This is a genomic window from Fimbriimonadaceae bacterium (assembly GCA_019454125.1).
GTDB lineage: Bacteria > Armatimonadota > Fimbriimonadia > Fimbriimonadales > Fimbriimonadaceae > JALHNM01.
Map to the genome: position 1 here is coordinate 97,193 of CP075365.1, position 26,231 is coordinate 123,423.

27 protein-coding genes are annotated in these 26,231 nt (G+C 64.6%); 7 read left to right on the forward strand and 20 right to left on the reverse strand.

All coding sequences use genetic code 11. The features are described from left to right. Positions 1-54: 54 nt before the first annotated feature. The 7 genes from serC to uvrA all read right to left on the reverse strand — a co-directional run bounded on the left by serC (position 55) and on the right by uvrA (position 6,198). Positions 55-1,146: a 3-phosphoserine/phosphohydroxythreonine transaminase gene (gene serC / locus KF733_00555; protein ID QYK55981.1), complete on the reverse strand. Its 1,092-nt coding sequence runs from the start codon at positions 1,144-1,146 to the stop codon at positions 55-57. 47 nt (positions 1,147-1,193) lie between these two features. Continuing rightward, complete coding sequence (locus KF733_00560; GenBank protein QYK55982.1) at positions 1,194-1,781, reverse strand: DNA-3-methyladenine glycosylase I; 588 nt, start codon at positions 1,779-1,781, stop codon at positions 1,194-1,196. Positions 1,782-1,783: 2 nt separating this feature from the next. Then, entirely contained in the window at positions 1,784-2,203 is a 420-nt protein-coding gene (locus KF733_00565) for a VOC family protein (GenBank protein ID QYK55983.1), read from the reverse strand. A 28-nt stretch (positions 2,204-2,231) separates the two neighbouring features. Then, positions 2,232-3,242: a hypothetical protein gene (locus KF733_00570; protein QYK55984.1), complete on the reverse strand. Its 1,011-nt coding sequence runs from the start codon at positions 3,240-3,242 to the stop codon at positions 2,232-2,234. A 75-nt stretch (positions 3,243-3,317) separates the two neighbouring features. Then, a complete protein-coding gene (locus tag KF733_00575) occupies positions 3,318-3,683 on the reverse strand; it encodes a VOC family protein (GenBank protein QYK55985.1) in 366 nt (121 codons plus the stop codon). Beyond that, positions 3,680-4,132: a helix-turn-helix transcriptional regulator gene (locus KF733_00580; protein ID QYK55986.1), complete on the reverse strand. Its 453-nt coding sequence runs from the start codon at positions 4,130-4,132 to the stop codon at positions 3,680-3,682. Before KF733_00580 ends, KF733_00575 begins: the two co-directional genes overlap by 4 nt. Before the next feature lie 5 nt (positions 4,133-4,137). Continuing rightward, on the reverse strand, positions 4,138-6,198 hold the full coding sequence (uvrA, locus tag KF733_00585; GenBank protein QYK55987.1) for an excinuclease ABC subunit UvrA: 2,061 nt from the start codon (positions 6,196-6,198) through the stop codon (positions 4,138-4,140). A 151-nt stretch (positions 6,199-6,349) separates the two neighbouring features. On the opposite strand from uvrA, the gene KF733_00590 reads away from it, so the two are divergent. After that, a complete protein-coding gene (locus KF733_00590) occupies positions 6,350-7,432 on the forward strand; it encodes a TlpA family protein disulfide reductase (GenBank protein ID QYK55988.1) in 1,083 nt (360 codons plus the stop codon). A 14-nt stretch (positions 7,433-7,446) separates the two neighbouring features. On the opposite strand, the gene KF733_00595 is transcribed toward KF733_00590, so the two are convergent. The 3 genes from KF733_00595 to KF733_00605 are packed head-to-tail and all read right to left on the reverse strand — an operon-like array spanning position 7,447 to position 10,506. Continuing rightward, the gene (locus KF733_00595) at positions 7,447-8,730 is read right to left on the reverse strand and encodes an MFS transporter (GenBank protein ID QYK57144.1); all 1,284 of its coding nucleotides are present in this window, start codon (positions 8,728-8,730) and stop codon (positions 7,447-7,449) included. Positions 8,731-8,770: 40 nt separating this feature from the next. Continuing rightward, the gene (locus tag KF733_00600; protein ID QYK55989.1) at positions 8,771-9,442 is read right to left on the reverse strand and encodes a response regulator transcription factor; all 672 of its coding nucleotides are present in this window, start codon (positions 9,440-9,442) and stop codon (positions 8,771-8,773) included. After that, positions 9,439-10,506, reverse strand: coding sequence for a hypothetical protein (locus KF733_00605; GenBank protein ID QYK55990.1), 1,068 nt, complete (start codon positions 10,504-10,506; stop codon positions 9,439-9,441). Before KF733_00605 ends, KF733_00600 begins: the two co-directional genes overlap by 4 nt. A gap of 341 nt (positions 10,507-10,847) precedes the next feature. On the opposite strand from KF733_00605, the gene rplK reads away from it, so the two are divergent. The 4 genes from rplK (at position 10,848) to KF733_00625 (ending at position 13,796) form a co-directional block, all read left to right on the forward strand. Continuing rightward, positions 10,848-11,273: a 50S ribosomal protein L11 gene (gene rplK / locus KF733_00610; GenBank protein QYK55991.1), complete on the forward strand. Its 426-nt coding sequence runs from the start codon at positions 10,848-10,850 to the stop codon at positions 11,271-11,273. 72 nt (positions 11,274-11,345) lie between these two features. Beyond that, a complete protein-coding gene (locus KF733_00615) occupies positions 11,346-11,918 on the forward strand; it encodes a 5'-nucleotidase C-terminal domain-containing protein (GenBank protein ID QYK55992.1) in 573 nt (190 codons plus the stop codon). 42 nt (positions 11,919-11,960) lie between these two features. Beyond that, a complete protein-coding gene (locus tag KF733_00620; GenBank protein QYK55993.1) occupies positions 11,961-12,659 on the forward strand; it encodes a hypothetical protein in 699 nt (232 codons plus the stop codon). 102 nt (positions 12,660-12,761) lie between these two features. Next, positions 12,762-13,796 carry a phytase gene (locus KF733_00625; protein QYK55994.1) on the forward strand — a complete coding sequence of 345 codons (1,035 nt, stop codon included), beginning with the start codon at positions 12,762-12,764 and terminating at the stop codon, positions 13,794-13,796. Positions 13,797-13,852: 56 nt separating this feature from the next. Here the strand turns inward: KF733_00625 and KF733_00630 are convergent, their stop codons facing one another. The 10 genes from KF733_00630 to KF733_00675 form a co-directional block, all read right to left on the reverse strand. Then, positions 13,853-14,719 carry a DUF4394 domain-containing protein gene (locus KF733_00630; GenBank protein ID QYK55995.1) on the reverse strand — a complete coding sequence of 289 codons (867 nt, stop codon included), beginning with the start codon at positions 14,717-14,719 and terminating at the stop codon, positions 13,853-13,855. 129 nt (positions 14,720-14,848) lie between these two features. Continuing rightward, the gene (locus KF733_00635; GenBank protein QYK55996.1) at positions 14,849-15,229 is read right to left on the reverse strand and encodes a nuclear transport factor 2 family protein; all 381 of its coding nucleotides are present in this window, start codon (positions 15,227-15,229) and stop codon (positions 14,849-14,851) included. Between the two features lie 237 nt (positions 15,230-15,466). After that, positions 15,467-16,258: a fasciclin domain-containing protein gene (locus KF733_00640; protein ID QYK55997.1), complete on the reverse strand. Its 792-nt coding sequence runs from the start codon at positions 16,256-16,258 to the stop codon at positions 15,467-15,469. Positions 16,259-16,346: 88 nt separating this feature from the next. Next, complete coding sequence (locus KF733_00645; protein ID QYK55998.1) at positions 16,347-19,187, reverse strand: hypothetical protein; 2,841 nt, start codon at positions 19,185-19,187, stop codon at positions 16,347-16,349. After that, the gene (locus tag KF733_00650; GenBank protein QYK55999.1) at positions 19,188-19,919 is read right to left on the reverse strand and encodes a hypothetical protein; all 732 of its coding nucleotides are present in this window, start codon (positions 19,917-19,919) and stop codon (positions 19,188-19,190) included. After that, positions 19,916-20,557, reverse strand: a complete 642-nt coding sequence (gene pilO, locus KF733_00655; GenBank protein QYK56000.1) for a type 4a pilus biogenesis protein PilO — start codon at positions 20,555-20,557, stop codon at positions 19,916-19,918. The genes KF733_00650 and pilO overlap by 4 nt, the downstream gene beginning before the upstream one ends. Beyond that, a complete protein-coding gene (locus KF733_00660; protein QYK56001.1) occupies positions 20,554-21,153 on the reverse strand; it encodes a PilN domain-containing protein in 600 nt (199 codons plus the stop codon). Before KF733_00660 ends, pilO begins: the two co-directional genes overlap by 4 nt. Positions 21,154-21,166: 13 nt before the next feature. Next, a complete protein-coding gene (gene pilM, locus KF733_00665; protein QYK56002.1) occupies positions 21,167-22,255 on the reverse strand; it encodes a type IV pilus assembly protein PilM in 1,089 nt (362 codons plus the stop codon). Then, complete coding sequence (locus tag KF733_00670) at positions 22,245-22,682, reverse strand: helix-turn-helix domain-containing protein (protein ID QYK56003.1); 438 nt, start codon at positions 22,680-22,682, stop codon at positions 22,245-22,247. Before KF733_00670 ends, pilM begins: the two co-directional genes overlap by 11 nt. Then, complete coding sequence (locus tag KF733_00675; protein QYK56004.1) at positions 22,679-23,425, reverse strand: AAA family ATPase; 747 nt, start codon at positions 23,423-23,425, stop codon at positions 22,679-22,681. Before KF733_00675 ends, KF733_00670 begins: the two co-directional genes overlap by 4 nt. A gap of 246 nt (positions 23,426-23,671) precedes the next feature. Here KF733_00675 and KF733_00680 point away from each other — a divergent pair, with 246 nt between their 5' ends. Both KF733_00680 and KF733_00685 read left to right on the forward strand, forming a co-directional pair. After that, positions 23,672-25,084, forward strand: coding sequence for a CPBP family intramembrane metalloprotease (locus KF733_00680; GenBank protein QYK56005.1), 1,413 nt, complete (start codon positions 23,672-23,674; stop codon positions 25,082-25,084). Further along, the gene (locus KF733_00685) at positions 25,081-26,211 is read left to right on the forward strand and encodes an aminotransferase class V-fold PLP-dependent enzyme (GenBank protein ID QYK56006.1); all 1,131 of its coding nucleotides are present in this window, start codon (positions 25,081-25,083) and stop codon (positions 26,209-26,211) included. Before KF733_00680 ends, KF733_00685 begins: the two co-directional genes overlap by 4 nt. Positions 26,212-26,231 lie beyond the last annotated feature (20 nt).

The following is a 26,231-nucleotide window of genomic DNA, read 5'->3' on the forward strand; positions in this document are numbered from 1 at the left end:
GTGTGTTCCCCAGCCGGGCGGCCGATGCGAATCAGCCGCCCGGCTCCGTTTGGCTCAGCCGTTCTTGGCGGCGAAGTCGCCCATAAAGGAGGCGAGGTCGCGGCAGCCCTCCAGCGGGAAAGCGTTGTATACGCTCGCCCGGCAACCGCCCACGCTGCGGTGGCCCTTGAGCTCGACCATGTTGTTCGCCTGGGCTTCCTTTAGGAACTTGTCCGTGAGCTCGTCGCTCGGAAGGACGAACGGAATGTTCATGCGGCTCCGGTTCTTCTCCACCGCGTGCGGCTTGTAGAACCCGCCCGAGCCGTCGATCGCGTCGTAGATCACCTTAGCCTTGGCCTCGTTGTGCTTGCCGACCGCTTCCAGGCCGCCGAACTCGAGCCAGTGCTCGCAGACTAGCCCGATCATATACGCGCCCCAGCAGGGCGGCGTGTTGTACATCCAGTCGTTCTCGACCTGGACCTTGTAGTCCAGCATCGGAGGGAGGCCGGCCGGAACCAGTTCCAGCATGTCTTCGCGCAACAGCACGAGGCAGACGCCGCTCGGACCGAGGTTCTTCTGCGCGCCCGCATAGACCATCGCGTACCGCGAAACGTCGAAGGGGCGGCTTGCGATGCAGCTGGACATGTCGCAGACGACGTCCTTGGCGACCGTCGGGTCGGCCAGGTAGTCGACGCCTTGGATCGTCTCGTTCAGGGTGGTGTGGAGGAAGCGGGCGTCAGCCGAGATGTCGAGCGATCCAAGGTCCGGGGCGCTCGTGTACTTGCCTTCCTTCCCGCTCCAAAGGAGCCGCGCTTCGCCCTCAAGGTTGGCCGCCGCTATCGCCTTCTCGCCCCAGGAGCCGGTGACGATATAGTCAGCCTTTCCTCCGCGCAGGAAGTTCATGGCGAGCATCGTGAACTGAAGGCTCGCCCCACCCTGCAAGAAGAGGACTTTGTAGTTGTCGGGCACGCCCATCAATCGCCGCACGGCGCTTTCGGACTCTTCCGCGATCTTAAGGAAGTTCTTCCCGCGGTGGCTCATCTCCATGACGCTCATGCCGCTTCCCCGCCAGTCGAGCATCTCTTCCTTCGCGCGCTCAAGCACAGGCACCGGCATCACGCCCGGGCCGGCCGAGAAGTTGTACGTTCTTGTCTGCGTCAGGGCCATGGGCCGAGTTTACTCACGGCGGGGGCAGGGCTGACGGCTGCCGCCGCCTAATTGCCAGGAAGGGTGCTCGCGAGCTCGCGGCAGTGCCGGTGCCGGGGGCAGTCCACCAAATGGTCGTTCACCATCCCCACCGCTTGCATGTGGGCGTACATGATGGTCGGACCCACGAAATTGAAGCCCCGCTTCTTCAGGTCTTTGCTGAACTCCTCTGCTTCTTTCGTGACCGCCGGGACTTCATCGAGGGACTTCCAGGTGTTCTGGATCGGCCTTCCGTCCACAAAGCGCCACTGGTAGTTTGAGAAGGAGCCGAACTCCTCGACGACGCGCAAAAACGCGATCGCGTTGTTCACGCTGCTCGCCACTTTCGCCCGGTTGCGGATGATGCCCTCGTCCGAAAGGAGCCGTTGCTGGTCCGCCTCCGTATACCGCGCGACGACCTGCGGGTCGAAGCCCTGGTACGCGCGGCGGTAGCCTGCGCGCCGGTTCAAGATCGTCGACCAGCTCAGCCCGGCCTGCGCGCCTTCCAGGATCAAGAACTCGAAGAGCACGCGGTCGTCGAGGACGGGAACCCCCCATTCCTCGTCGTGGTAGCGCTGATAGACCTCGCTCCCCTCGGCCCAAGCGCAGCGAGGCATCGTTATCCGCCGGCGACGGCCTTCGCTTCCTCGGCATTCTGGCCCATCGACCATTTGTGGCCGAAGGGGTCGATGAACTGGCCGTAACGGTCGCCCCAGAACTGGTCTTCGAGGGGCATGGTCACTGTCGCGCCCGCGTCGACCGCCCGTTGGAAGTCCGCGTCCACGGCTTTGGAGGAGATGTGGATCGTGACCGAAGAGCCGCTGTAGTGCTTCGGGCCGAGTGCGCCGTAGTCCGGATACTCGTCGTTCAGCATCAGCATCGAGTCGCCGACCTTGAGCTGGGCATTCATGACCTTGCCGTCCTCGCCCTTCATCACGTCGACGACCTGCGCGCCGAGCGCCTTTTGATAGAAGTCGATCGCCGCCATCGCATCGTCGACGACGAGGTACGGGGTGAGGGTCGGGAATTGGTTCGCCATGCGGACGATGGTACCGGCAAAGCCCGCGTCACCCGGTGGGCTGCAGGAGCGCCTTGAGGAAGCGGCCCGTGTGGGACGCCTCGCACGCGGCGACGTCCTCCGGCGTTCCCTCGACGATGATCTGGCCGCCGCCCGCCCCGCCTTCCGGCCCGAGGTCCACCACCCAGTCCGCGGTCTTGATGACGTCCAAGTTGTGCTCGATGACGAGCACCGTGTTCCCCTGGTCAACCAATTGGTGGAGCACCGCGAGCAGGCGGCGGACGTCCTCGAAGTGGAGCCCGGTGGTCGGCTCGTCAAGGATGTAGAGCGTGCTGCCGGTCGAGCGCTTGCTCAATTCTTCCGCTAGCTTGACGCGCTGGGCCTCGCCGCCGCTGAGCGTCGTCGCGGGCTGGCCCATGCGGATGTAGCCGAGCCCGACGTCGAGCAGGGTCTTCAGCTTGCGGTAAATCTTGGGGATCGGCTGGAAAAACTCGCACGCTTCTTCGATCGTCATCTCGAGCACTTCGGCGATCGACTTTCCCTTGTACTTCACCTCCAGGGTCTCGCGGTTATAGCGCTTGCCTTTGCAGACTTCGCAGGGGACGTAGACGTCCGGCAGGAACACCATCTCGATCTTGATGATCCCGTCCCCTTTGCAAGCCTCGCACCGCCCACCCTTCACGTTAAAGCTGAAGCGGCCCTGCTTGTAGCCCCTCGCGCGCGAGTCCGCCGTTTGGGCGAAGAGGTCGCGCACCATGTCGAACGTCCCCGTATAGGTGGCCGGGTTCGAACGCGGCGTCCGGCCGATGGGCGACTGGTCGATATCGATGACTTTGTCAAGTTCGTCGGCCCCTTCAAGGCTATCGTGCGGCGCCCACACCCCGCGCGTGCCATAGACCTCGTACATGAGCCGCGGGAACAACGTGTCCTGGACCAAGGTCGACTTACCGCTGCCGCTTACGCCCGTGACGCAGACGAAGAGCCCCAGCGGCACGTGGAAATCGACCCCTTTGAGGTTATTTCCCCGCGCTCCGCGCAGGCTCAACCAGCCACTCGACATGTAGACGGGAGGATACCCATTCCTGCAGGCCGGGAACGGGCTCCCCCGTTTAGGCTTCCCACGCCGGGCGCCTGGTCAGCGAGCGTCCTCAGCGTACATGACCATCCCGACCCGGTTGCCGTCCGGGTCGCGGACGACGGCCGACCAGCCCACGCTGGCGACTTCGCCCTTCTCCTCCTCGATGCTCCCGCCCAAGCCGCAGGCCGTGTCAATCGATTTGTCGAGGTCCGCGACGCGGTACCAAACGCTCGGGCTACGCGAGGGCTCGACCCGGTCGACCCGCATCAGTCCGCCGATGTGTTCCTCCTCCTGACCGAACACCACCATGTCCGGCATGGCGAACTCGCTGAAGTGCCATCCGAAGAGGCCTTGGTAGAACGCCTGGGAGCGCTTGAGGTCGGTGACTTCAATCTCGATGTGGCAGACAGTGTTGTGCTTCACGGTCTCGATTCTTGCCGGTGGCCGTCATCGTCTGATTGTCCGGGCTTGCTAATTTTGTGCTTCGTAGCGTGGAGGCCGACGAGAGTCGCTCCCGGTGCGTGCCCAAACTGCTTGCGGTAAGCGCGGTGGAACGAGGACGGGCTGCTGAAGCCGATTTCGGCGCAGACCGCGTTCACCGCCCAACCCTCCTTCAAGAGCGCCACCGCCCTTTCGAGCCTGCGCCTTCGCAAATAGGTCTGCGGGGTCAGGCCGTAGGCTTCGCGGAAGAGGCGGTGGAAGTGGTAGGGCGAGAGGTCCGCCAGCCGGGCAAGCTCGGGCAACGAATGACGGTCTTGGGCCTCGTCCAGGATCCGGCGCGCGCCCTCCAGCCTGCGAAGGACGTCCTCCCGCGTCCCCCATTTCTTGGCCGGGATGCGGGCCATCGTCAGCGCGGAAGGGCAAGGGGGCATGGCGGTCAGACCTTGGCCGGTCGCCCCCGCTTCTTGGCTCTCGGCGCGACCACGGCCGCGACGACGGCTTGGCCGGACTTCGTCCCTAGAGGTTTCCGCGGCTTTCGGCGCACCGCAGGCACTTCGATCATGTCCTTTCCAGTGAGATAGCGGGAGGTGGGCGAATCGCGGGTGACGAAGTCGTCGTACGCCCCTTCGTTCACGACCTCTCCCCCGTGCTCGCCTGCTCCTGGACCCATGTCGATGAGCCAATCGGCGGCCCGCATCGTGTCCTCGTCATGCTCCACGACAAGGACGGTGTTGCCGACGTCGCGCAACCGCTTGAGGGTCTCGATCAGGCGCGCGTTGTCGCGCTGGTGCAGGCCGATGCTGGGTTCGTCCAAGACGTAGAGGCAACCCATCAGCCCGCTCCCGATCTGGGTGGCGAGGCGAATTCGCTGGGCTTCGCCGCCGGCCAGCGTGTTCGTGTTGCGGTCGAGGTTCAGGTAGCTCAGGCCGACGTCGTTCAGGAACGTCAGACGCTCGGTGACCTCCTTCACCGCCCGCTCGCCGATCGTCATCTGCCGCTTTGAAAGCTTGCCCGGCAACTCGACGAAGTAGGTCAGCGCGTCCGCCACCGCGAGGCTGGTGACGTCCGCGATCGAGACGCCCCGGAGACTGGCCCCGCCACCCCCTGCCCCCTCGCCCGCGACAGGAGGGGGGGCCGCCGCAGACCTCGCCGTCCCGGGGAGGCGGACGCTGAGCGTCTCGGGCTTGAGGCGCTGGCCGTGGCAGACGGGGCAGGGGCGGGTGCTCATGTACTGCTGCAAGTCAGCCTTGACCCACTCGCTTTCGGTCTGTTCGTAGCGCTTACGCAGGATCGCGGTCACACCCTCCCACCGCGCGTTGAACGTGCGCTCCGTCTTTCCGTACCGCATTTTGACGGGCACAGGGTTCGGCAGGCCCTCCCAGACCACGCGCATCGCCTCCTCGTCGAGGTCCTTCACGGCACGCGAAGCGTCGAAGCCGCACGCGCGCCCGACCCCGTCGAGCACGTCCGGCCACCACTCCTTGGTCTCGCCCGACTTATAGACAAAGGCCTTGATCGCGCCGTCCCGCAGGGGCTGCGTCTTGTCCGGGATAACGAGGTCCGGGTCGAACTCGGTCTTGGTGCCGAGCCCCGTACACTCGGGGCACGCGCCGAAGGGCGAGTTGAACGAAAACATGCGCGGCTCCAGTTCCGGCATGCTGAAGCCGCAGACCGCGCAGGCGTAGTGCTCGCTGAAGGTCTTTTCCTGGGGCCCGTCTCCCCCCCCAACCCCCCCCTCAGTTTCGGGGGCACGATCATCCCCCAAAACCGAGGGGAGGGCTTCCCAGACGAGAGTCACAAGACCCTTGCCCATCTTGAGGGCGGCCTCGACCGAATCGGCCAGTCGCCGCTCGATTCCCTCCTTCATCACGATCCGGTCCACGACGACCTCGATCGTGTGCTGCTTGTACCGGTCCATCGGAATGTCGTCCGTCACCTCGTACATCTCGCCGTCCACGCGGACACGGACGAACCCCGCGGCCTGCACCTCCTTCAGCTCCTTTTGATAGGTGCCTTTTCGGGCCCGGACCACGGGGGCCATGACCTGGAGGCGCGTGCCCTCGGGCAGGGCAAGGGCCGCGTCGACGATCGTGTCGGTCGACTGGCGCTCGATTGGGCCGTGACCGTTCGGACAGTGGGGGACGCCGACCCGGGCGAAGAGGATGCGAAGGTAGTCGTAGATCTCCGTGACCGTGCCGACGGTCGAGCGGGGGTTCTTCGAAGCGCTCTTCTGGTCGATGCTGATGGCGGGCGAAAGGCCGTCGATGTGATCGACGTCCGGTTTGTCCATTTGGCCGAGGAATTGGCGGGCGTAGGCGCTCAGGCTCTCGACGTAGCGTCGTTGGCCCTCTGCATAAATCGTGTCGAACGCGAGGCTGGACTTGCCGCTACCGCTCAAGCCGGTGATCACCACAAGCTTGTCACGGGGGATCTCGACGGTCACGTTCTTGAGGTTGTTCTCTCGCGCGCCGACGACAACGATCTTCTCGCTGGACACGGCCCCGATCATACCCGTGCCATGAGTAGACATATGACGACTTAATGCCTATCGTTCCATGGAAGTCCCGGCCTCGTACGTTTGGGTCGAACCTGTGGAAAATTGTAACGACGGGGATGGATTTCTCCGATTTAGGCGTATCATGGCTAGGATGCGAGTTAAGAGCCTCTACGTCGGTCTATTGACCGTTGCGCTCGCGGGTAGCGCCTTTTCTCAAGAAACCCCGCAGCCGCTGACCATCGGCGACCCGGCCCCGACTTTCAAGCCGGTCGGCTGGGTGAAGGGAACCCCGGTGCCCGAGTTCGAGAAAGGGAAGGTCTACGTCGTCGAGTTTTGGGCCACTTGGTGCGGCCCTTGCCTGCAGTCCATGCCCCACCTGAGCGACATGGCCGACAAGATGAAAGGCAAGGTCGACTTCATCGGAGTGAACACGTGGGACCGGAACGAGGAGGGCGAGAAAGAGCCCGGCAACGCGAAGCACGAGGAGCGCATCAAGAAGTTCGTGGCCGAGAACGGCCAGAAGATGCGCTACAACGTCGCGATGGACGACGAGCGCGACACGATCGCCAACACTTGGATGCGCGCCGCCGGCCAAAACGGCATCCCCTGCGCCTTCATCGTCAACCAGGAGGGCCAGATCGCTTGGATCGGCCACCCGATGAGCATGGAAGAGCCGGTCGAGCAGGTCTATAACGGCACGTTCGACCTCCAAGCCTTCAAGACGAAGTTCGACGAGGAAGCCGCCCAGGCCCGCGCCGAGATGAAGCTTTCCCAAGACGCCCAGGCCGCCGCTAAGGAAGGCGACATGGAGAAGTTCGAGGGGCTCATCGCAAAATTCGACGGTGAGAAGAGCGACGCGGTCGTGCGGGGCGCGAGCATCGCTTCCCGCGCGAACCCCGAGTTCGCCATGAAGTATGTTGAGGCGAACATGGACAAGGTCACCGTCGACCCCGTCGACTGGTGCAACATCCTGGGCTCGATCGCCCAGTCCACCAAGGACGAAGCGACGAAGACCAAGGCTCTCGCGATGTCGGCCGATTGTGCCGAGAAGGCGAACCCCGAGATGAAGGGCGTCGCCTACGCCTTCCACGCCCGGTCGCTCTCCCAAACCGGACGCAAGGACGAGGCGAAGCAGTACATCGCGAAGGCGCGCGCGGCCGTCAAGGACTATCCTGAGCAGGGCCGCGAATCGCTGTCCAAGTTCATCGACGGCATCGAGAAGTCGATCCAGTAACGGGGGCGAGACCCTTATGCAGGGGGCGCGGGCCGACTTTGGCCCGCGCCCCCGGTCGTTTCGCCGGGCTCGTGCTCGTACTCGACCAGCGCCTTGGCCCGCGACCAGAGTCCGGCGACCACCATGCACATGAACCCGCCGATGACGATCGACGCCCGTTCGCCGACCCAGCTCGCCACCGCACCGGCCTCGAAATCGCCAAGCTGGGGCCCGCTAATGTGGAAGAGGCTGCTGGTCGCGGACATCCGTCCGCGAAGCTCGTCCGGCGTGGCCAACTGGCGGATCGTTTGGCGCATCACCGTGCTCACCATGTCCGCCGCCCCCACGCACGCCAGGCAGGCACAGGCCACTGGCAGGTTCGGCGCTAGTCCGAAGCCGATTGTGGCCAGGCCGAAGAGCGCGATCATGGCCACCACCCATCGACCCTGGTTGCGGATGGTCGGAAGCCAGGCGAGCGAGGATGCGGCCAGAAGCGCGCCCATGGCACTGCTCGCGGCCAGGATCCCGTAACCCTTGGACTCCAGTCCGAGCACGACGGTCGCGAATGCGGGCAACAGCGCCTCCGCCCCCGAGAAAAAGGTCGCCCAGAAGTCGACCCACATCGCGTGGCGCACGACAGGCGTCCTGTTCACGAACCGCAGTCCGTCGCCGACCAGCCGCAGGACGTCGCCGATGCTCGTCGCCGACGCGACGTCCGGAGCGGGCCTCGGCCCGAGCCGCCAGATGACCGCGAACACGGCGAAGAAGGAGAGGAAGTTCAGCCCATAGGCCAGGCTCAACCCGTTCAGACCGAGGAACCCGTGCGAGGCGATGAGCAACCCCGCCGAAACCGGGCCAAGGACGTCGCTGAGCCGCCAAGCCACCCCGTTCAGGCTCGCCGCGTTCGGGAAGTCTTTGATCGGAACGAGGCTGACCTGGAGCGCTTGGCGGGTGGGACCGTCGAAGGCGCGGGCGACCGCGTTCAGGGCGACCAAAAGGTACAGAGGCGCGACCGACTGGATCCCCGCCGTCGCCGTCGCGAACAGCGCAAGCGAGATTCCGGCCATCGCCGCCTGGGTCACAAGCAGCACCTTGCGGCGGTCCGCCCGGTCCGCGATCACCCCGCCAAAGAGCGCGAACACCAACAAGGGGCCGACCCTCGCCAGGCCCAAAAGCCCGACCATGAGCGAGCTCTGGGTGAGGGCGAAGACTTGCCAGGCGATGGCCCAGGCTTGGATGCTGTTGCCGACGTTCGAGACAAAGGAGCCCGCGAGGTAACTGCGGTAGGTCGCGTGTTTGAGCGCGGGCGGAAGGTGGATAGCGCATTTTGGCGCGGCCCATCAACGGGGCATCCGCCCCTCAGCCCACGAACTTGTATCCGACGCCGCGCACCGTCACCAAGTGGCTGGGCTTGCTCGCGTCGGGCTCGATGCGCTCTCGCAGCCAACGGACGTGGACGTCGACGGTGCGGGGCGAGACATACGACTCCTTCTCCCACACCCGGTCCAGGAGCGTCTCGCGCGAGAAGACTTGGCCGGAGTGCCGGGCCAAGAAGTGCAGCAACGCGAACTCGCGGGGCGAAAAACTCACCGGCTCGCCGTCCACCCACACTTCATGGGTCCGAGGGTCGATCTTCAGTCTGCCGGATTCGATGATCCCGCTGGAGTGATCACCGCTGGACCGGCGGAGCACCGACCGGATCCGCGCCACGAGTTCGGAGAGCGAGAACGGTTTGACGACGTAGTCGTCCGCCCCAAGGTCAAGCCCTTGGACGCGGTCCTCTTCGCTCAAGCGCGCGGTGAGGAAGATGATCGGCACGTTCGAGACGCGGCGCAGCGCCCGGCACAGCTCAAAGCCAGAACGCTGGGGAAGCATGACGTCCAGCAAGATGAGATCTGGCTTGACGAGCTTGAAGAGCCGCATCGCCTCCTCCGCGGTGTCCGCGGAAAAGGTGGTGTAACCTTCTTTCCGAAGCTTGTTCTCGACTGTCTCGAGGATGTTCTGTTCGTCGTCTACGACTAGGATCGTCATGATGTGGCGATGATCTCGACATTGGCGCGAGGTACCGTCACCTCGCGGCCATCATCGAGTCTCGCCGTCAAAACGCGAACCTCTGCCCCGGACTCCACCTGTTGCAGCGTCGCGGGAAGGCCGGTGACCTTGCCCAACTCGCCGAAATACGGTTCACGGATGATCCGGATCGGTGTACCAACCTCCAGAGGGGCACCGCTGGCGGCCAAGTGGCCCGCCCCGGTCAATCCCTCTATTGGCGCTATGACTTCGGGTCTGATGACGCCCGCCCGGATCTGGGTCGCCCCGTTCAGGCTGGCTTGTCGGCCTTCGATGGACTTCAACAAGTTGAAGGTTCTCTCGGCCATCTGGAGTCTACCAAAACCTTCGGTCGCAATGACAGTCACATTGATAGATTCTTGCCCCGTGATCGCCACTCCGATGTCATAGCCCAGGAATTGAATCAGGTCGACGTCCCGCACAGCCCCGACCACGAGGCCGACCACGCCGGAGGAGTTCGCCTTCTCCAGGGCCGCCAAAGTCAAACCGGCGCCACCGACCAAGATCTTCCCCGCGTCGCCGTCGCCGATATGCTGGGCGTCCAGGATCTCGCCCGGGTTCTGGACCGCCACCCGGAGCGTGCCGTTCCTTTCGCCGCCGACGCCGAAGATGCCCTGCACCATGGCGCCGCGCGTCTCCACCATCGCGCCGTCGCCGTCAGAGACCTCGATGATCTTGCCGTCCACGTAGGCCGTCACATCGACCGGGATCGAAGGCTCGCGGATCAGGGCGTGCCCGGTGAGCTCGGAGACCGAGTCCACCGTCCCCGTGAAGTCGGAGACGACCTTTTGCTTGAAGAGGCCAAAGAACCCTTTCGACTCGGCCACGATCTGGCCCGCTTCCACCGGGTCGCCGACCTTCAGCTGGAAGTAAGGCGGCGCATCCTTGGCGTCCACCCCAAGGCGCTCCGAAAGGCGGATCGTCTGCAGGACGCCGGGCAACATCGCGCGGGCCACGACGGTGTCGTGTTTCACCTCGTCGCCGACTTTCACCAAGACCTCGCCTTTGATCGGCAGTCGCCTCACGCGCTGGACGACGATGTCACGGCTAACGGTTAGTCCTGGTGTGTAGGCGCTCCCCAACTTTTTACGATCCTCCCTAATCGGACGGGCGTCGTCGCCCTCCGGTGCGGGAGTTTAGCACGGGCTAGGGCGAGCTAGGGTGAGGGGTTTCCGCGCAGTGGCCCACACGCCGGCTCCGGGTTGTAGACCCGGTTTGGAGGGGCCTTCCGACTGGACGACGTCGGATCCCACGCCCAGTTCCCCGGCCCGGGAGGGCTCCCGGTGCTATAATGCCCGGTCGGACTCCGGGTGACGCTTCCCACTCCCCGCCGTAGTTCCAGAAACCTTTACAACGAGACCGCCCTATGGCAAAGAAGATCACAAGCGTCATCAAGCTCAACATCGCCGCTGGAAAGGGAACGCCTGCGCCGCCCGTCGGCCCTGCCCTTGGCCAGGCCGGCATCAACATGATGGAGTTCCTGAAGAAGTTCAACGAGCAGACCGCGCCGCAGATGGGCTTCACCCTGCCGGTCGAGATCGTCGTCTTCGAAGACCGGTCTTACAACTTCCGGGTCAAGCAGCCGCTCATGACCGACCTCATCAAGCGCGCGGTCGGGATCGAGAAGGGCTCCCAGACCCCCGGCAAAGCGATCGCGGGCAAACTGACCAAGGATAAGGCTTTGGAAGTCGCTCGCCTGAAGATGGCGGACCTCAACACCGACGATGAGGAAATGGCCGCCAGGATCGTCGCTGGCTCGGCCCGCTCGATGGGCCTCGAAGTCGACTTTTGACCTGGAAATCCGGCCTGTTTCTCGAAATGTGCCGAAACCAATGCAAGGCCCCGGAGTCATAAGGACATAGAGATGAAGAAGGCCCGGGTTTTTGCATGCCTTGGGGCGATGGCTGCGTGCCTGGCCCTAGCCGGGCCCGACCGCGAAGCCTTCGGCCCCGCCCAGGTCGCCGCCGACTACCTTCGGTCCGCGGCGCGGACCGACATCGCCTTCCTTCCCGCGGGCGTTCTGAAGCCCGAGTTCAAGTCGGGCGACTTGAGCGGCATGCTTCAGTTCCCGACTGACGACCTCTGTGTCGTGCAGCTGACCGGCGCCCAGCTTCGTGCAGCGATGGAGCGGTCGGTGTCTCTCTACCCTTCGCCGAATCCGGGCTTCCTTCAGGTCAGCGGCATCTCGGTGACGTTCAAGAAGGGCGCCGCTCCGAACAAGAGGGTCGTCGACCTTAATGTGGCAGGGGCGGACGTCCAGGGCGACGCCAAGTACAAGGTCGCGATGCCGGGCAGCCTTGCCCGCGGCGGTCTGGGCTACTTCACGATCTGGGATCGCTCACAGATTCTGGACACCCTCCCGGGCCAGGACCTCGAGTCCGTGCTGAAAGGGAAGTCCGGCACAGACCCGAACCCTCGCGTCCGCCCCGTCGACTAGGCACCGGGTGCAACAGCGCCGACTGCGCGTAGAATCCCAGGGATGCTGACGCCCTACGACTGGCAAGAAAACATCACCCACCGTGCCGAATTTGTCGAGGCGAGGATCGCCAGCGGCGTTCCCGTCGCGGCTGTCTCCCGGCCGGAGGGCATCGTCGCGGCCAGCTTCAAGCGGCGCACACGGAAGCTCTATGAGATCTACGACCGACTCATGTACGCGGCGATCGGCCAACAGTCGGACGTGGAGTCCCTCCGGGTCGCGGCGATCGACTTTGCCCACCGCGAAGGTTTCAACCGGAGCGAGGAAGACGTCACCGTCCAGCGCGTCGTCAGCGCCTTGAGCCAGCCCATCAAGAGTTCGTTCGGCAACTTCCAAACCGCGCCTTGGGTCGGCAAGGCCCTCTTCATGGAAGTCGGGGATGAGCCCGCGCTCGACCGCTACTACTGTCTGGAGTACGACGGCGACTATTGCATCGACGCGAACTGGACGTGGCTCGCCGGAACGAAAGACGCAGGCGACCGCATGAAGAAGGTCATCGAGGAGCAAGCGCTGGAAGCCAAGACGCTCGAAGACGCGGTCGCGGCCCTGCGCGCGGCGGTCGTGGAAGCGATGGGGGAAGCCGGCGACCAGCGGAGCGAGGACGAGCGCTGCTCCGGCCTGGTCTTCGAAGCGGCCCTCATGTCCCGCGAGCCCTCCCACGAGCGGCGTTTCCGGACTCTGGCCGGAGACGGCCTGGCATAATTCGGCGGTAAGGCGAATTGCTATGACCCGAAACCCGTTCATCATGTTCACCGACCAAACTGCCGCCGGGTTCCTGACGGAGGCCCCCTAAGGAGCTTAGACATGGGACCTTTACTTCCCCTTCTCGCCTTGTGGGCGCTCCTACCGACGCAAGAGCCCGCTCGCACCTTAGAACTGACGCCCGCCTTCGCGACCGAACCCGTCGGCCATGACGCCGACGACCCCGCCATCTGGGTGAACCGTCGCGACCCCTCCAAGAGCCTGATCATCGGCACCGACAAGAACGCGGAAGACGGCGGTCTCTTCGTCTTCGACCTCGAGGGCCGCGTCGTGCAGTCCTTCGTGGGGATGAAGCGACCGAACAACGTCGATGTCCAGTACGGCTTCGTGATGGGCGAGGACACGGTCGACCTGGCCGTCGCTACCGAGCGGGGCGCTAAGAAGCTTCGCGTCCTGGCGATCGACCCGGACACCGGGAAGATGCAGGACGTGACCGGGGAGACCCGAGTCTTCATCGGCCGCACGGGTGAAAGCGGCGCGCCGATGGGCATCTCGTTAGCCAAGCGCCCGAACGGAGAGATCTGGGCGGTGGTCGGCTCGAAGACCGGGCCGACGGAAGGCTATCTCGAAATGCTCCGCGTCACCGCGATCGGCTCGCGCGTCGCCACGGAGCCTTTGGGCAACTTTGGCGCGTTCAGCGGCGAGGGCGAGATCGAGGCCATCGCCGTAGACAGTGAGATGAACGAGGTCTGCTATGCGGACGAAGGCTTCGGCCTCCGGCGCTACCGCTTCGACGAGCAAGGCTCGGCGACGAAGGTCGAGGAGTTCGCCACCGCGGGGTACTCCGGAGACCGCGAGGGGCTCGCCTACGCCACCATCAAGGGCCGACGGTTCCTCTTCAGTAGCGACCAGATCGAGAACGGCTCGAAAGTCTTCGTCTGGGAAGAAGTCGAGGGCCGGTTCAAACTTAAGCTCACCCTGCTGACAGGCGCGGACTCTACCGACGGCTTGGAGGTCACGACCGAGGCCCTTGGCGAGAGATTCCCGCAGGGGGCGCTTGTCGTCATGAATTCGAAGGGAAAGAACTTCCTCGTCTTCGACCTGGCTCCCGTAATCTCGGCCTTGGCCCAAGAATAAACGCAAAGGCGCCCCCCGTATAAGGCTCTCATCGGGGGGCGCCTGGTCTTGGAGCCTTAGCTCTTGCGGCGTCGGGCCACGAGGGCAGCGAGGCCCGCGCCAAGCGCGATCATCGAAGCGGGCTCCGGCACCACCGCGAGGCCGCGAAGGTTCTGCGAGTTGCCGCCGACCACGCTCATAGCCGTTGCCTGGCCCGTGGTCAGGTTGATCGAAGTGAGCCAGGAACGGGCGTCCCCGGCCCGTTGCATCACCGCCCAGGCGGTGTTGACTCCGACGATGTCGAAGCCGGCAAGGTTCGTAATATCCATGCCAAGCGAGCCCACCGTGACGAGCGCACCGCTGTTTGCCGGGTTCTGGATCACAAGGACGTCCAGGTTCGAATCGATGTTGTACAGGGTCGTGCTCTGGGCGCCCGCGAAGTTGTTCGTATAGGCGGAGGCGACGATGTTCGGGTTGGCGCCGAAATTGACGTCGCCGCTCGCGAAGGCCAAGTTGCCATCAAGCAGGACGGTGCCGTCGTTCGGGTTCCCGCGCAGGTTCTGCTCCAGATCGCTCACGATCCGGACGCGGTCGACCGTCGGGTTGAAGTCAAACCCGTGCTCGACGCCGTTCAGCGTCGGGCTAAACGGGCCGGAACCCACTGCGGTGAGCACGCCCGTGTTCTCGTTCACTGTGTACAAGCGGCTCGAGCTGCCGAGCGCGTAGAGCTGGCCCGTGGCCGGCCGGTAGTCGATGGCCAGGATCAGTTCGTTCTGCTGGGCGAACCCTGAGAAGTTCACGTTGCTGGTCAAATTGACCGGGTTCATCACGTCGAATCCGACCAGGCGGTTGTCCGAGGTAAGGGCGTAGGCTTGCTGCGCATTGGCCGCAATCGCGATCGCGGCCAGGGCGACCGTGCTGCTGAAGTGAATGGCTCTAGTCATGCTTTCTCCTTGGAAACAAGGGGGAACAGTGCCCCCATGCCGACCATCAGGCCGACTACTGAAAGAGTAAGCGCACGACTTGAACGAGACCTGAACGAGAATTGACGGGGATCTAACGCTGGGCAGAAATCACGGGTTAAGCTCGACCAAATGGCTTCGCAAAGGGGCGGGCTCGAAGGGCTCCGGCCAGAATTCGACGATCCTGGTGACGAGCCCGTCCGTTACGGTGAAAAACGTGAGGGCCCGGCCCGAGACACTCCCATCGGTGACCTTGACGTCCGAGACCGCTTCAACGTCGTTCCCCACGACCCTCTGGACCGAGAACTGCCAGGCGCCGTGCTTCGGATATTCGGTGTTCATCCGGGCGAGGTTCTCAGCCCCGAGGATGCGCTCTCCCGACTGGGGCCACTCCAGGACAAAGTCCTCGGAGAGCAAGACCCCTACCGAAAAGAAGTCGTTCGTGGCCATCAGCCGCCAGAACTCGTGCACGATCTCGACCGCAGATTTCATGTCGATCCCCTCGATCGTGACGGGTGGCCTGAGCCGATAGGTTGCGAGCGGGTCCTCTGGCCTTATGTTAACGCAATGTTAACAAACGAGGTATAGTTGGGTCGTCTCTCCCCCGGGAATCCGGTGGGACAGAGCTGAAGCGGGGAAGGCGTTTGGTTCATTTGCTTCGGGTCAGAACCGGCGCCCCCCGCTTTGGCGTTCGCTAGAGCGGAGAGCTACCCCTTCTCACCCCGTTTCTTAGGGGATCAAGACCTTGTCGACCTCGTGGACGAGGCCGTTTTTGGCGAGGATGTCGGCTTTGATGAACTTGGCGCCTCCAATCTTGAGGTCTTTTTCGCCGCCCGAAATGTCCCAGGCCTTCCCGCCCTTTGACATCACCCGTTCGACGTGGACGAGGTCCTCGACGCGGCTCTGCCCATAGAGCATGTGCGACCGGATAAAAGTCTTGAGCCTTTCCGGATCCTTGCGCAAAGCGTCAAGCGTGGCCGCCGGGACGGCCTTGAACGCGTCATCGGTCGGGGCGAGCAAGGTCATCCGGTCCTCGCCGGTCAACTCAGAGCTAATGCCGGACTTGGCGACCAAGCCGATGAAGACGGAAAACCTCTTGGGGTCCAAAGTGGCGAGCATGTCCTTGCCCGCCCCTGTCGGCGCGTACGTGATGCCCCGTGCCCGAGCTTCCTTTGCCGCCTCTTCAGCCTGCTTCTGAGGGTCTCTGTTGATCGCCTTCGCCACTTTCTCGGGCTGCACCTTCACGGTGCCCGTGCCGCCAGGTCCGGGCTGCACTTTGGCTCCGGGGGAATCGGTGGCGTGGAGGGTCACTGCCCCGTCCGACGCGCCTGACTCTTGGACTTGGCCGGCCTTGGGAGCGGACGTTTCGGCGTCGCCCTTCTTCCCATCGATCGGTTCCAGCGCACCTTCGACACTGTCGGGTCGTATGTCCCTGGGATTGGGACCGTTCTGTAATCGGCAGCCGGCGCCCATGGTGAGGAGGGCCAGGCCGAAAAGAATGGAGGTTGCGGAAAGCCGCATACCCCCATTTTGGTTCATTTCGACTTCTATCCCAGGGACAAAATGAACCCGCCCCGGCAGTCTTGCCGGGGCGGGGAGTGGGCTGCCTTTAGCCGCCGACTCGCGGGGGGGCGGACTCGCCCTTTCGCTTTGCGCGCTCTTCGAGGCCGCGCTGCTCAGCCTCTTTACGAGACTCCTTGTAGTCTTCGAGCGGGCGGGGCGACCGCTCCATCGAGGTCTCCGGCGAGGCCGCCATTGCGCGGTCCTTTCCGGTGACTTCCATGGCGGTCAGGAAGAAGACGATCTCCGTCCGGACCTTGCTGTCGTTCCTGCGGCTGAAGAGCTGCCCGATGATCGGGATGTCCTTCAGGATCGGAATGCCGCTCACGCTCTTGCGGTCCTGGTCCATGATCAGGCCGCCGAGGGCGATGGTCTCGCCGCTCCGCATGTTCACGAACATGCTGGTCTCGCGGTCGCTCGTCTGGGGCAGCTGGCCGCCGCCCGGCACCGGCGTGAAGCCGGTCAGGATGCTGAAGTTCTGCTTCAGGTCCAGGGCGATGTTGCCGCCCGAGCCGATGCGGGCCTTGATCCCGAAGACCACGCCGACCTTGATCTGGTCGGTGATGACCGTCGTCCCGTTCTGGCTCGTCTGAATGCTCTTGATGTAGCGGACCGTGTCGCCGACGAAGAGGTCGGTGCTGCGGCCGTCGCTGACCAAGGCGTTCGGGCGGGCGATGAGGTTGCGGTTGTTCGCGACCTGGTCAAGCGTGCCCAGGAACGAACCGTTCTCGAAGAACGGGGCGTTGGTCACGCCGTTCAGGGCTTGGTCGAAGTTGACGTTTCCTTGGAAGGAGCCGGGGTTCGCGATGTTGTCGCCCAGACCCTGGTTGATCCGGATCACGTTGCCGCGAGCGCCTGTCACCAGGCTCCAGTCGAGCCCGATCTTCAGGGCGTCTTCCTTCGTCATCTCCATGACCCGGAGCTCGAGCGCCACCTGGCGCGGAGCCACGTCGATCATGGCGAGATAGGCCTTGGCCTGCGAGATCTGCTGGCGGGTGCCGCGAAGCACGAGCTTCATGGGTTCCCGACCGATCTGCCGCTTCAGCTTGGCCTCGTCGGGCTTCGCCGTGGAGCCACCGCCGCCGGGGGCGCTCTCTTGCGGAGTGTCCGCCTTCTTGCTCTCGTCCTCGCCCGTGATGCCCGGCGTGACCGGGTCCGGCACGACCGTGACCCAGAGCCCGCGAATGCGGTTCTTCAGGTCGAACTCGGCGACCATCGGCTCCAGATACTTAAGGTCGATGACTTCGTAGACCCGGTTCAGGTCGTTGACGGAGTCGAGGTAGGCGATGCCCGAGGCGCGACAGAGTTCCTGGTCGAGCGCGACCGTGAACTTCTTAAGCGTCTCCAACTCCTCGGCGGGGCCGATCATCAGGAGCATGTGGGTGGCGAGTTCGCCCTCAGGGAGCTCCTTGACGGAGGTCTCGGAGATCGAATAGTCGCTGGCCCGCGGGTTGTCGACCAAGAGACGGTCGATCATCTGTTTGATGCGCTGGGTCTCACCGCTCTGGATCGGCACGACGACCGTTCCGGCCGTGTCCGCCATGTTCAGCGAGAACGACTGTGCGATGCGCGCGTCCAAATCGCGGATGTACTGCTCCACGACGCTCAGCCTCGTCGTGTCGCCGACGAGCATCAGATAGAACGCTCGAGTGCGACCGTTGCGGGGCGAATCGTTGGAAGCAGGCGCCTCCTGGCCCTTCTGGGGCGGGTTGGGAGCGGCCCCACCCTGTCCCATGGCGGCGGCGAGTTGGTCGGCGGTCGACGGGTTACCCCCGTCGGTCGGCGCCTTCTGGCCGGGCCCGTTCGCCTGCGCGGCGGCTTGGCCCGGAACGATGATCTCGTAGTAGCCGTTTCGGCCGTCCGGCGGAAGGGCCTTGAGGGCGGCGTCGCGGATTTGGGCGCCTTCACCGCTGATCAGGTTGATGACGCGGGTCTGGTAGCTGTCCGCGTTGCGCTCCATGATCTGGCGCATGGCGGTCGTGAACGACGCGCCCGGCGTCACCACGAACGTGTTGCCGACTTTCGCATATCGGAGCCCCGTGATCGAGGTCAGCATCGAGAGCGCGTCTTCGAGCTGGACGTCGTTGAGCGACAGGGTCACGCGAAGAGGCTTGTCCTGCGGACTGACTTCCGGCGCAGCAATGATGTTCACGCCCGCCTGGATGCTCAGCGCCTTGAGGATCTGGACCACGTCCGTGCCCACAAAGTCGAGGGACACGCGCTGGCGCATGGCCTGCTGCGCGCTGACGCCCGTGTTGGCGTCGAGCGACGGGCTCGGGCTCGGGGCCGATTCGGCCAGGGCTGGCTTCGGACCCTTGGCGGCCACGGTCTCCGCGGCGTTCTCCTGCAGCTTTCGGGTCGCTTCCTCGAGGGCGATGCGGTCGGCATCGCTCGCCTGGGCGAACGGGTCAGGCAGCTGCTCCAATTCGTCGGACGTGGTCTGCGGGGCAGCGTTGATCGGCTCGGAGACCGATCCAAAGAGGTCTTGCGGCGTCTGGCCCTCGCCGGACTCGCCGTTCGGCGGGGTCACGCGGACGATCCACTGGCCGCCTCGGTTCACGAGGTCGACCTTCGCCAAGCTGGTCGTCCGGACGCGAAGGCGGACCTTCGGCGGCCGGGCGCTGTACCAGTTCAACTGGATGTCCTTGATGTGGTGGTGGCCGACCGTCTCGAACTGCTTCCGGCCCTCCATAGCCCCCGTGAACTCAAGGATGTAGGAGGTGTCCTGCAGCAGTCGGTAGACCTTCGGCTTTTGGAGCCCTTGCCCTTGGACGGCTATCTCGAGGCTGCCGCCTGCCTTGTTGGTTTGAAATCCGGTCAGGCGAGCCTGGCCCAGCGCGTTCGACGCCAGTGCCGCCAGCAAGCCTACCGTCAGTGTCAGGTGCTTCATTTACTGTCCCTCCGAGAGGGTCAGCGTCTTGTCCTTCCCTCTGTGGCGGATGCGAACCTTTCCTCTTTCGATGCCGACGACCTTGCTGTCTCCATCGACCGAGCCACCGAGCGGCACGAGCCGCTGGTTGCCGTCGTCGTCCTCGAACACGGCCATCGGCTTGCTGCCGACGACCACGCCTTTTACGCTGTATGCGAACTCGCCCACGTTTCGCACGGGCTTGCCCGGGGTCGTGAGCATTCCCGCGTCCGTCGAAGGCGGCAAGCCAGGATTGGCGTTGCCGGGCAACGGGTTCATGGGGGGGATGCTGACGCCGTTGTCGGAGCTCGCTCGCCGCGGCGCCCTCGTCACCTTGTTGACGGGCGGGGCCGCTGGGGGGCTGTCCGGCCGCTTGGTGCCTTCCGGGACGATCTTGTTCGCGGGAGGTTGGAGCGTGCTGTTGCCCGCGGTCGTGAACGAAGCCATCATGAAGGGGTCTCGTTTGGGCAGTGGCCCGGTCACCATGGCCATGAGCGCCTCGCGCTGCGGATCCAGTTGGACCTTTTGCGCCTCGCCCTCCTTGCCACCGGCATTCACCGCGCCCTCGGTGGCTTTCGCCCCCTTGGAAGACTTCTTCGCCGTCGGGTCTTCGAGCTCGCCGCCTTGGCCCATTCCAGAGAACTGGAACACGCCGACGCAAACGAGCACGAGCCCAAGGCCGCCCACGACCATCATCTTTCTCTTGTCGTTCATGATGTCGACACCGCCGACTTGTCCGTGGCCTTGTCGTCCGTTGTGAACAGGAAGGCCTTGATGCGAATGGAAACATCGAGGAGCGGGCCGTCGCCAGGGGCGACCTCCAGATCCTTGGTGACCCTCTTGGGTTGAAGGCCGACCGTCTGGACCGCGATGATCTTCGGGAAGGTCTTCAGGGCCTCGACCATGCCCATCACGTTGGCGTACGTGCCGCGGCCGGTGATGTCGATCATGATCTCCTGGTAAGCCTTCTTTGCCTCGCCCAGCTCTTTCTTGTTCGCGCCCTTACCCTTGCCCAGGCTCTTCGAATCGACGATCGGACGGACGCCCGTCACCGTGATCTGGTGCTGCCGGCCAAGCTCTTCGAGCTCTTGGAGCAGGGTCGGGACATACGCGAGGCCAGGGACTCCGGCCTCGAGGTGGTCGAGCTGGGCACGGTACTCGTCGACCGAGTACTGCGACTCGGCGAGTTGTTCCTGCAGCTCCTCCTCCTCGGGGACCTCGGCTCGCAGCGCGTTGTAACGCTGTTTGGCGTCCACGCTCATGTTAAAGGTCCACATCGTGGCGAGGAAGCCAATGAAAATGACTCCGAGCGCCATCAAGACCATCGTCTTTAAGCTAGGGGTGCGACTCATGCGGACTCCTTCTTCTTCTCGGCGACCGTCTTCTTAACTTCGGTGCCGGTGAGAGTGGCAAGGATTTCGAACTCCAAAACCTTCTGCTGGTCGATCGGGCGTTCCTGGCTGAACTTCAGGGAGACATTGGCCAGGTCGGGGCAGGTGCCCAAGCGGATCAGAAGCTCGCCGATCTGTTCTTGGGTCAGCCCGTATCCGTCGACCGTGACGACCACGCCTTTGGACGCGTCGTTGCTGTTGCTCCGGACCTGGGTGAGCCAGACGCCGTTCGGCGTGTTGTAGCTCAGGTGGTCCATCACCCGGAACCAGCGCTCCGTCGCCTTGACCGCGCTGCCCAGCGACTCGATCCTCGGCTCGAGCTCCTTCATCTCCTTCAGGTTCGCCTGGTACTTGTCGATCTGGGGTTGGAGCCGTTGCTTCTCGCCCGAGAGGCTCATCACCATCACCTGGTAGCGCGCCGCTTCGAACGTGAAGAAGCCTGCACACAGGAACGCCAGGGCGCCGAGCCCGACTGTGGCGAACAGCAGGGCGCGGATCTTTTGCTCGCGCTCTTGGATCGCCAGGCGCTGTTCTTGGATCAGGTTGATCATCGGCATGGGTGGTTGCTCCTTAAGCCGCCTTGGCGAACGGTCGCATGGCGAGGCCCGACGCGACGGTCAGGTCGAATCCGTGCCCCGGATCGTCAGGCCCGGAATACATAAACCGGGGGTTGTCGAAGACTCCGAGACACAAGGTCTCGAGCCCGAGCTTGTTCTGCATATAGGTGCTGAGCCCCTTCATCGAGGCACCTCCGCCACAGACCAGGATCTTCGTGACCGGCTTGTTCTGGCCCGCCTCGGTCTGCTGCGACTGGTAGTAGTTCAAAGACCGCCGAATCTCCCGGACGAGGTCGTCCAGGTGCGGCTGGATCACCCTCAAAGGCGGGTTCTCCTGAGGCTTCTCGGCGTCAAGCAGGGACTGAAGGTCAAGCTGGGCCTTGCCCGCCTCGGCGTCCTCTTCCGGCAGCTTGAAGTAGTTCTTCAGCGCCTCCGTAAAGATTTGGCCGGCCTGCGGGATGGTGCGCGTCATGGCAAAGACGCCCTCGCTCACCACGCTCACGTTGGTCGTCTGGCTGCCCACGTCGACCAAAGCGATCGTCTGACCGAAGAGGTCGTCGCCCGGCGCCGCCTCGACCATGACGCGATAGGCGGCAAAGGCATCGACGTCGACGGTCTCGACCTCGAGCCCGGCCCCTTCGCACGCCTTCACACGGCTCTCGACCACTTCCTTGGGCGCGGCCACGACCAAGATCTCCATCTGGCCGTCTTCCGTCTCGCCCAAAATCTCGAACTCGATGTAGCTGTCCTCGACGCTCGACGGGACGTAGCGGCCCGCCTCGAACTTGATCGACTTGCGCAAAACGTTCTCGGGCATCTTCTGCGTCCGGACCGAACGCACGATGACCGAGGCGCCGGCCGCGCCGACGACCGCGGTGGTCGCGCTGATCTTCGCGTCCCGAAGGGCGGCGTGGATGGTGGCGGCCATCGCCTGGACGTCCGTGACGACTCCGTCCTTGATGCAGTCCTCGGGGGTCGGGGCGTGCGCGAAGCGCGTGACCTTCCACCCGTGGGCGGCCCGTTCGACCTGCACCGCCTTGATGGACTTGGCCCCAAGGTCGAGGCCCACGTATGACTTTGCCCTGAAAAGCTTAAGCGACATCTGTCTTCTCCTCGGCTGTCACCGCTTGGTGCAGCCACTCGTCGAGCACGTGCTTCTGGAACCGGTAGCGGCCGTCGATCTCCACGGACGGGATCTCGCCGTCGCGGGCGAGCTTCGCCAGCGACTGCGGCCGGATACGGAGGTACTGCGCGGCCTCGGCCATGGTCATCACGGTGTGCTGGCCCGCCATGATCGCGCGCAACATGCTGCTGGTCTGTTCGGAACTGAGGAACAGCTCGATCCGGACAACATTGCCGCTCAAGATCGCCGCGCTGGGCGCATCCGGCGGCAAACCCTGGCCCACGGTCGCGTCGCCACTCTCCGGAACGTTATGGTTCGGGCTGGGCGCGAACGCGGTCGGGACTGACCCGATTGGGGGCAGGGATCCTTCTTGGGCTGCCTTTCGAATGGCATCGGCTAGGTTCATGCCGCGACTCCGGTGTACTCCTCTGCGACTTCGTGCATCAAGAAAGCGTCGATCATGTGCTCGTTGCGAGCCATGGCCATCATCATCGCGTTGTCCGCCAGCTGGCAGATCACGCGGGGGGCGCCGCCAGAGATCTGATGGAGCTTGTGGACGGCGTCAGGCGTGAACGGGCTCTTTTCCCCGGCGTAGCCCGCCACCCGCAGGCGGTGGAGGATCAGCTCGCCACAGTCCGTGAGGTCGAGCGGCTTCAGCACGTGCCGCACGGCAAGGCGCTGCTCGAGGGCGGGGACTTTGGCGATCCGACCGCGGAGCTCCGGCTGACCCAGGAACAGCAGGCTCATGAGGAACTGGTCGTTCATCTGACAGTTCAGCAGGAGCCGCATCTCCTCAAAGGTCGCGGCGCTCTTGATCAGGTGCGCCTCGTCGATCAACACGACGACACGCCGCCCCTTGTCGTAGTACTCTAGCAGGGCAAGGTGAAGCCGCTGGACCAGCACCTGGCGGTTTCGGGACTGGATGTCAATGTCCAGCTGGTCCAAAACCTCTTGGAGCATCTGAGTCGGCGTGAAGATCGGGTTCACGATGAGGACGACCCGGTACTGGACCGGATCGAGCGTCTCGATCAACTTTCGGCTAATTGTCGTCTTGCCCAGCCCGATCTCGCCAGCTAGCATCGCCGCACCCTTGTTCCGGGTGACAGCGTAGTGCAGCATCATGAGCGCGTCCTCGTGCGCCCGGCTCATAAAGAGGAAACGGGGATCGGGCGTTAGGGAAAAAGGTGGCTCGTTTAAGCCCCAAAACTGCTCGTACATGCGCGATACTCCGGTCGGTAGACCCGGTGAACATATCGGGCAGCTAGAGCGAGAACTTAAGGGGCCGCTTCAGGTCTTGCCGGGTGAAAGTTAGATCGGACCCTGCGAGCCGAACCTGGCGGGCGGGGCATACTCTTCTGGACGCCGGGGCCGCGAAGCCTCAAAAGCTTAACTATTGTGGACACCATCGAACCTGGAGACGTGACCGGGCCGGGCGCCCCCGAGAGAGAGCCGAGGCGATTCTATTGGGGCTGGGCCCTATTGTCCATCCTTTTCGCCGCTTGGATCGGCTATGCATTGACCGGGTACTTCAGTCCCGGTGAAAGCAAAGAGAAGGACTTCACGCAAGAGCGAGTCGCTATCCGCTTGACCGGCGTCTACCTGGCCGCCCTCCGCAAGTCGGGCCAGACCGAGGCCATCGAGAAGGTCGAGGAACAGTACGGCAAGAGCCTGGCCGAAATCCGCAAGAACCTCTTCGAAGAACGCGGCGCCCAGGCCGGGGCGGCGGAGATCGTCCTCGTCATCGACGCCCTGGAGAATCGTCCGCCCGACCCCCAGGCCCTAGAGAAGCTGGCAGCTAGTAAGGACACCGACGAGCGGATGTTCGGCGAGGCGTTCCAGCCCGGGCTCGAGAAGACTCGCGCACAGGAGCTCTCCCGCAAGCTGGACGCGGATTTCTTTGAGCGTCTGGCCGGTGCCCAGGCCCTGGAGGAGGGCGGTCTCGTCGAAAGGAGCTCCAGACGGTTTGGGCTCGTCGATCGGGTCTCCGACCCGGAGACGTACATCCCCGTGGTCGCGGTGATGCTGGCGGCCCCAGCCATTGTCGTCGTCGGCCTCGTCGTCCTGGCCCTTGGCGTGGTGTTCCACTTGAGCAAGGCCTTCAAGCCGCTCGGGACGCCTCTGGGTGAGATTTCCGCCCTCGATGCAGACCGCCTCGCCCTGCGGGTGGCCCTGGCCCTCCTCTGCTTCGCGATCGTGCCGCCCATGGTCGTCGCCTTTTTCCCGCCCGGCACGCGGGGCAGCTTCTCGACCTTCACCGGCATGCTGGTGGTCTTCGGCGCGATCGTCTTCATGCTGCGCATCCCCCTCGTCGGGGTGGCCGACCCGTGGCCGAAGCTCGTGGGCCGGGTGAGGCCCGCCTGGCAGCTCGTGGGGCTCGGCGTCCTGGGCTTCTTGGCGAACCTGCCGATCGTGATCCTTCTCGCCGTCGGCTCGTCCCAGCTCTTGAAGAATCTGCCCGCCCCCAGCCACCCGGTCACCGAGATCTTGGGAAGGGGCGGCGCCTTCGGAACGATCGGGCTCTACCTGCTGGTCTCGCTCACGGCCCCGCTGATCGAGGAGACCATGTTCCGTGGGATGCTCTTCCCCGCGCTGGGCCGGTTCATGAAGCCGGTGGCGGCGGGGCTCCTCACGGGCCTGCTGTTCGCCTCAGTCCACCCCCAGGGCCCCATCCTCTGGGCGTCGCTCGCCGCGGTCGGATGCATGGCCTGCTACCTCACCTATATGACGGGCTCGCTGGTGCCCGCTCTCGTCATGCACAGTGTGCACAACGCGGCGATCGTCACCCTCGCCCTCGCCCTGGCCGGATGAACCGGTTCTATCTCGACCACGCCGCCACCACGCCCCTCGCCGCGCCCGCCCGAGAAGCCATGGCCCGGTGGCTGGGCCAGCCGGCCAACGCGTCCTCGCTCCATGCCGAAGGCCGCGCCGCCCGCGACGCGGTCGACCAAGCAAGAGAAACCGTGGCCGAAGCCTTCGGCTGCCTTTTCGGCGAGGTCGCCTTCACCTCGGGCGGGACCGAGGCCGCGAACCTCGCGATCCTGGGCACGGCCCTTGCGAATCCGGACGAGCGACGCAGGCGCGTCCTCTTTGGCGCGGCCGAGCACCACTGCGTGCTGCACACCCGTCCGATCCTCGAGCGGCTGGGCTACCGGGTGGAGATCCTGCCGACCTGCCCCGACGCTACCGTTGCGCCCGAGAGCCTTGCCGCGGCCCTGGGCGAGGACGTGTTCCTCGTGAGCGTGATGCAAGCGAACAACGAGGTCGGCTCCATCAACCCGATCGAGGCCCTCGCCGGGCTCGCCCACGAGGCGGGCGCCCTCTTCCACACCGACGCGGTGCAGACCTTCCCCTTTGACGAGGCGGCTCGACCGGCCACGGCCGACCTCATAAGCGCGGCCTCCCACAAGACGTACGGCCCGCAAGGGGCCGGAGCGCTCTACGCACGGTCGGGCGTCCCGTTGCAGCCCCTCGCCGTCGGCGGCGGCCAAGAACGGGAGGTCCGGGCGGGGACCGAGAACGTGGCCGCCATCGTCGGCTTCGCGGCCGCGGTCGCTTGGCGCCTGGCCGAGCCCGGCCTCTTGGCCAAGAAGAGGGCGGCCCGGGACGCCTTCGCCCAAGCGCTGCTCAAGGACGGGAGGTTCCAAGCGACACTTCTAGATTGGCAGGGGCCAGGCGTGCTCTGCGGACATTTCCACTGCCGCTTGCCGGGGCTCTCAGCCGAAACCGCCCTCATACGCCTTGACCGGGCCGGGGTCGCGGCCAGCAGTGGCGCCGCGTGCAGCAGCGGCAGCCTCCTCCCCAGCCACGTGCTCCTATCCATGGGGTTTTCCGAGGCCGCGGCCCGCGAGGGGTTGCGCTTCTCCTTCGGCCCCGCCCAAGACGCCGCTTTCGGGGAAGCGGTAGCCGCCCATGTTCGCGGGTCACTAACCGGGTGATGCCTCTCCCCAGCTTCGGG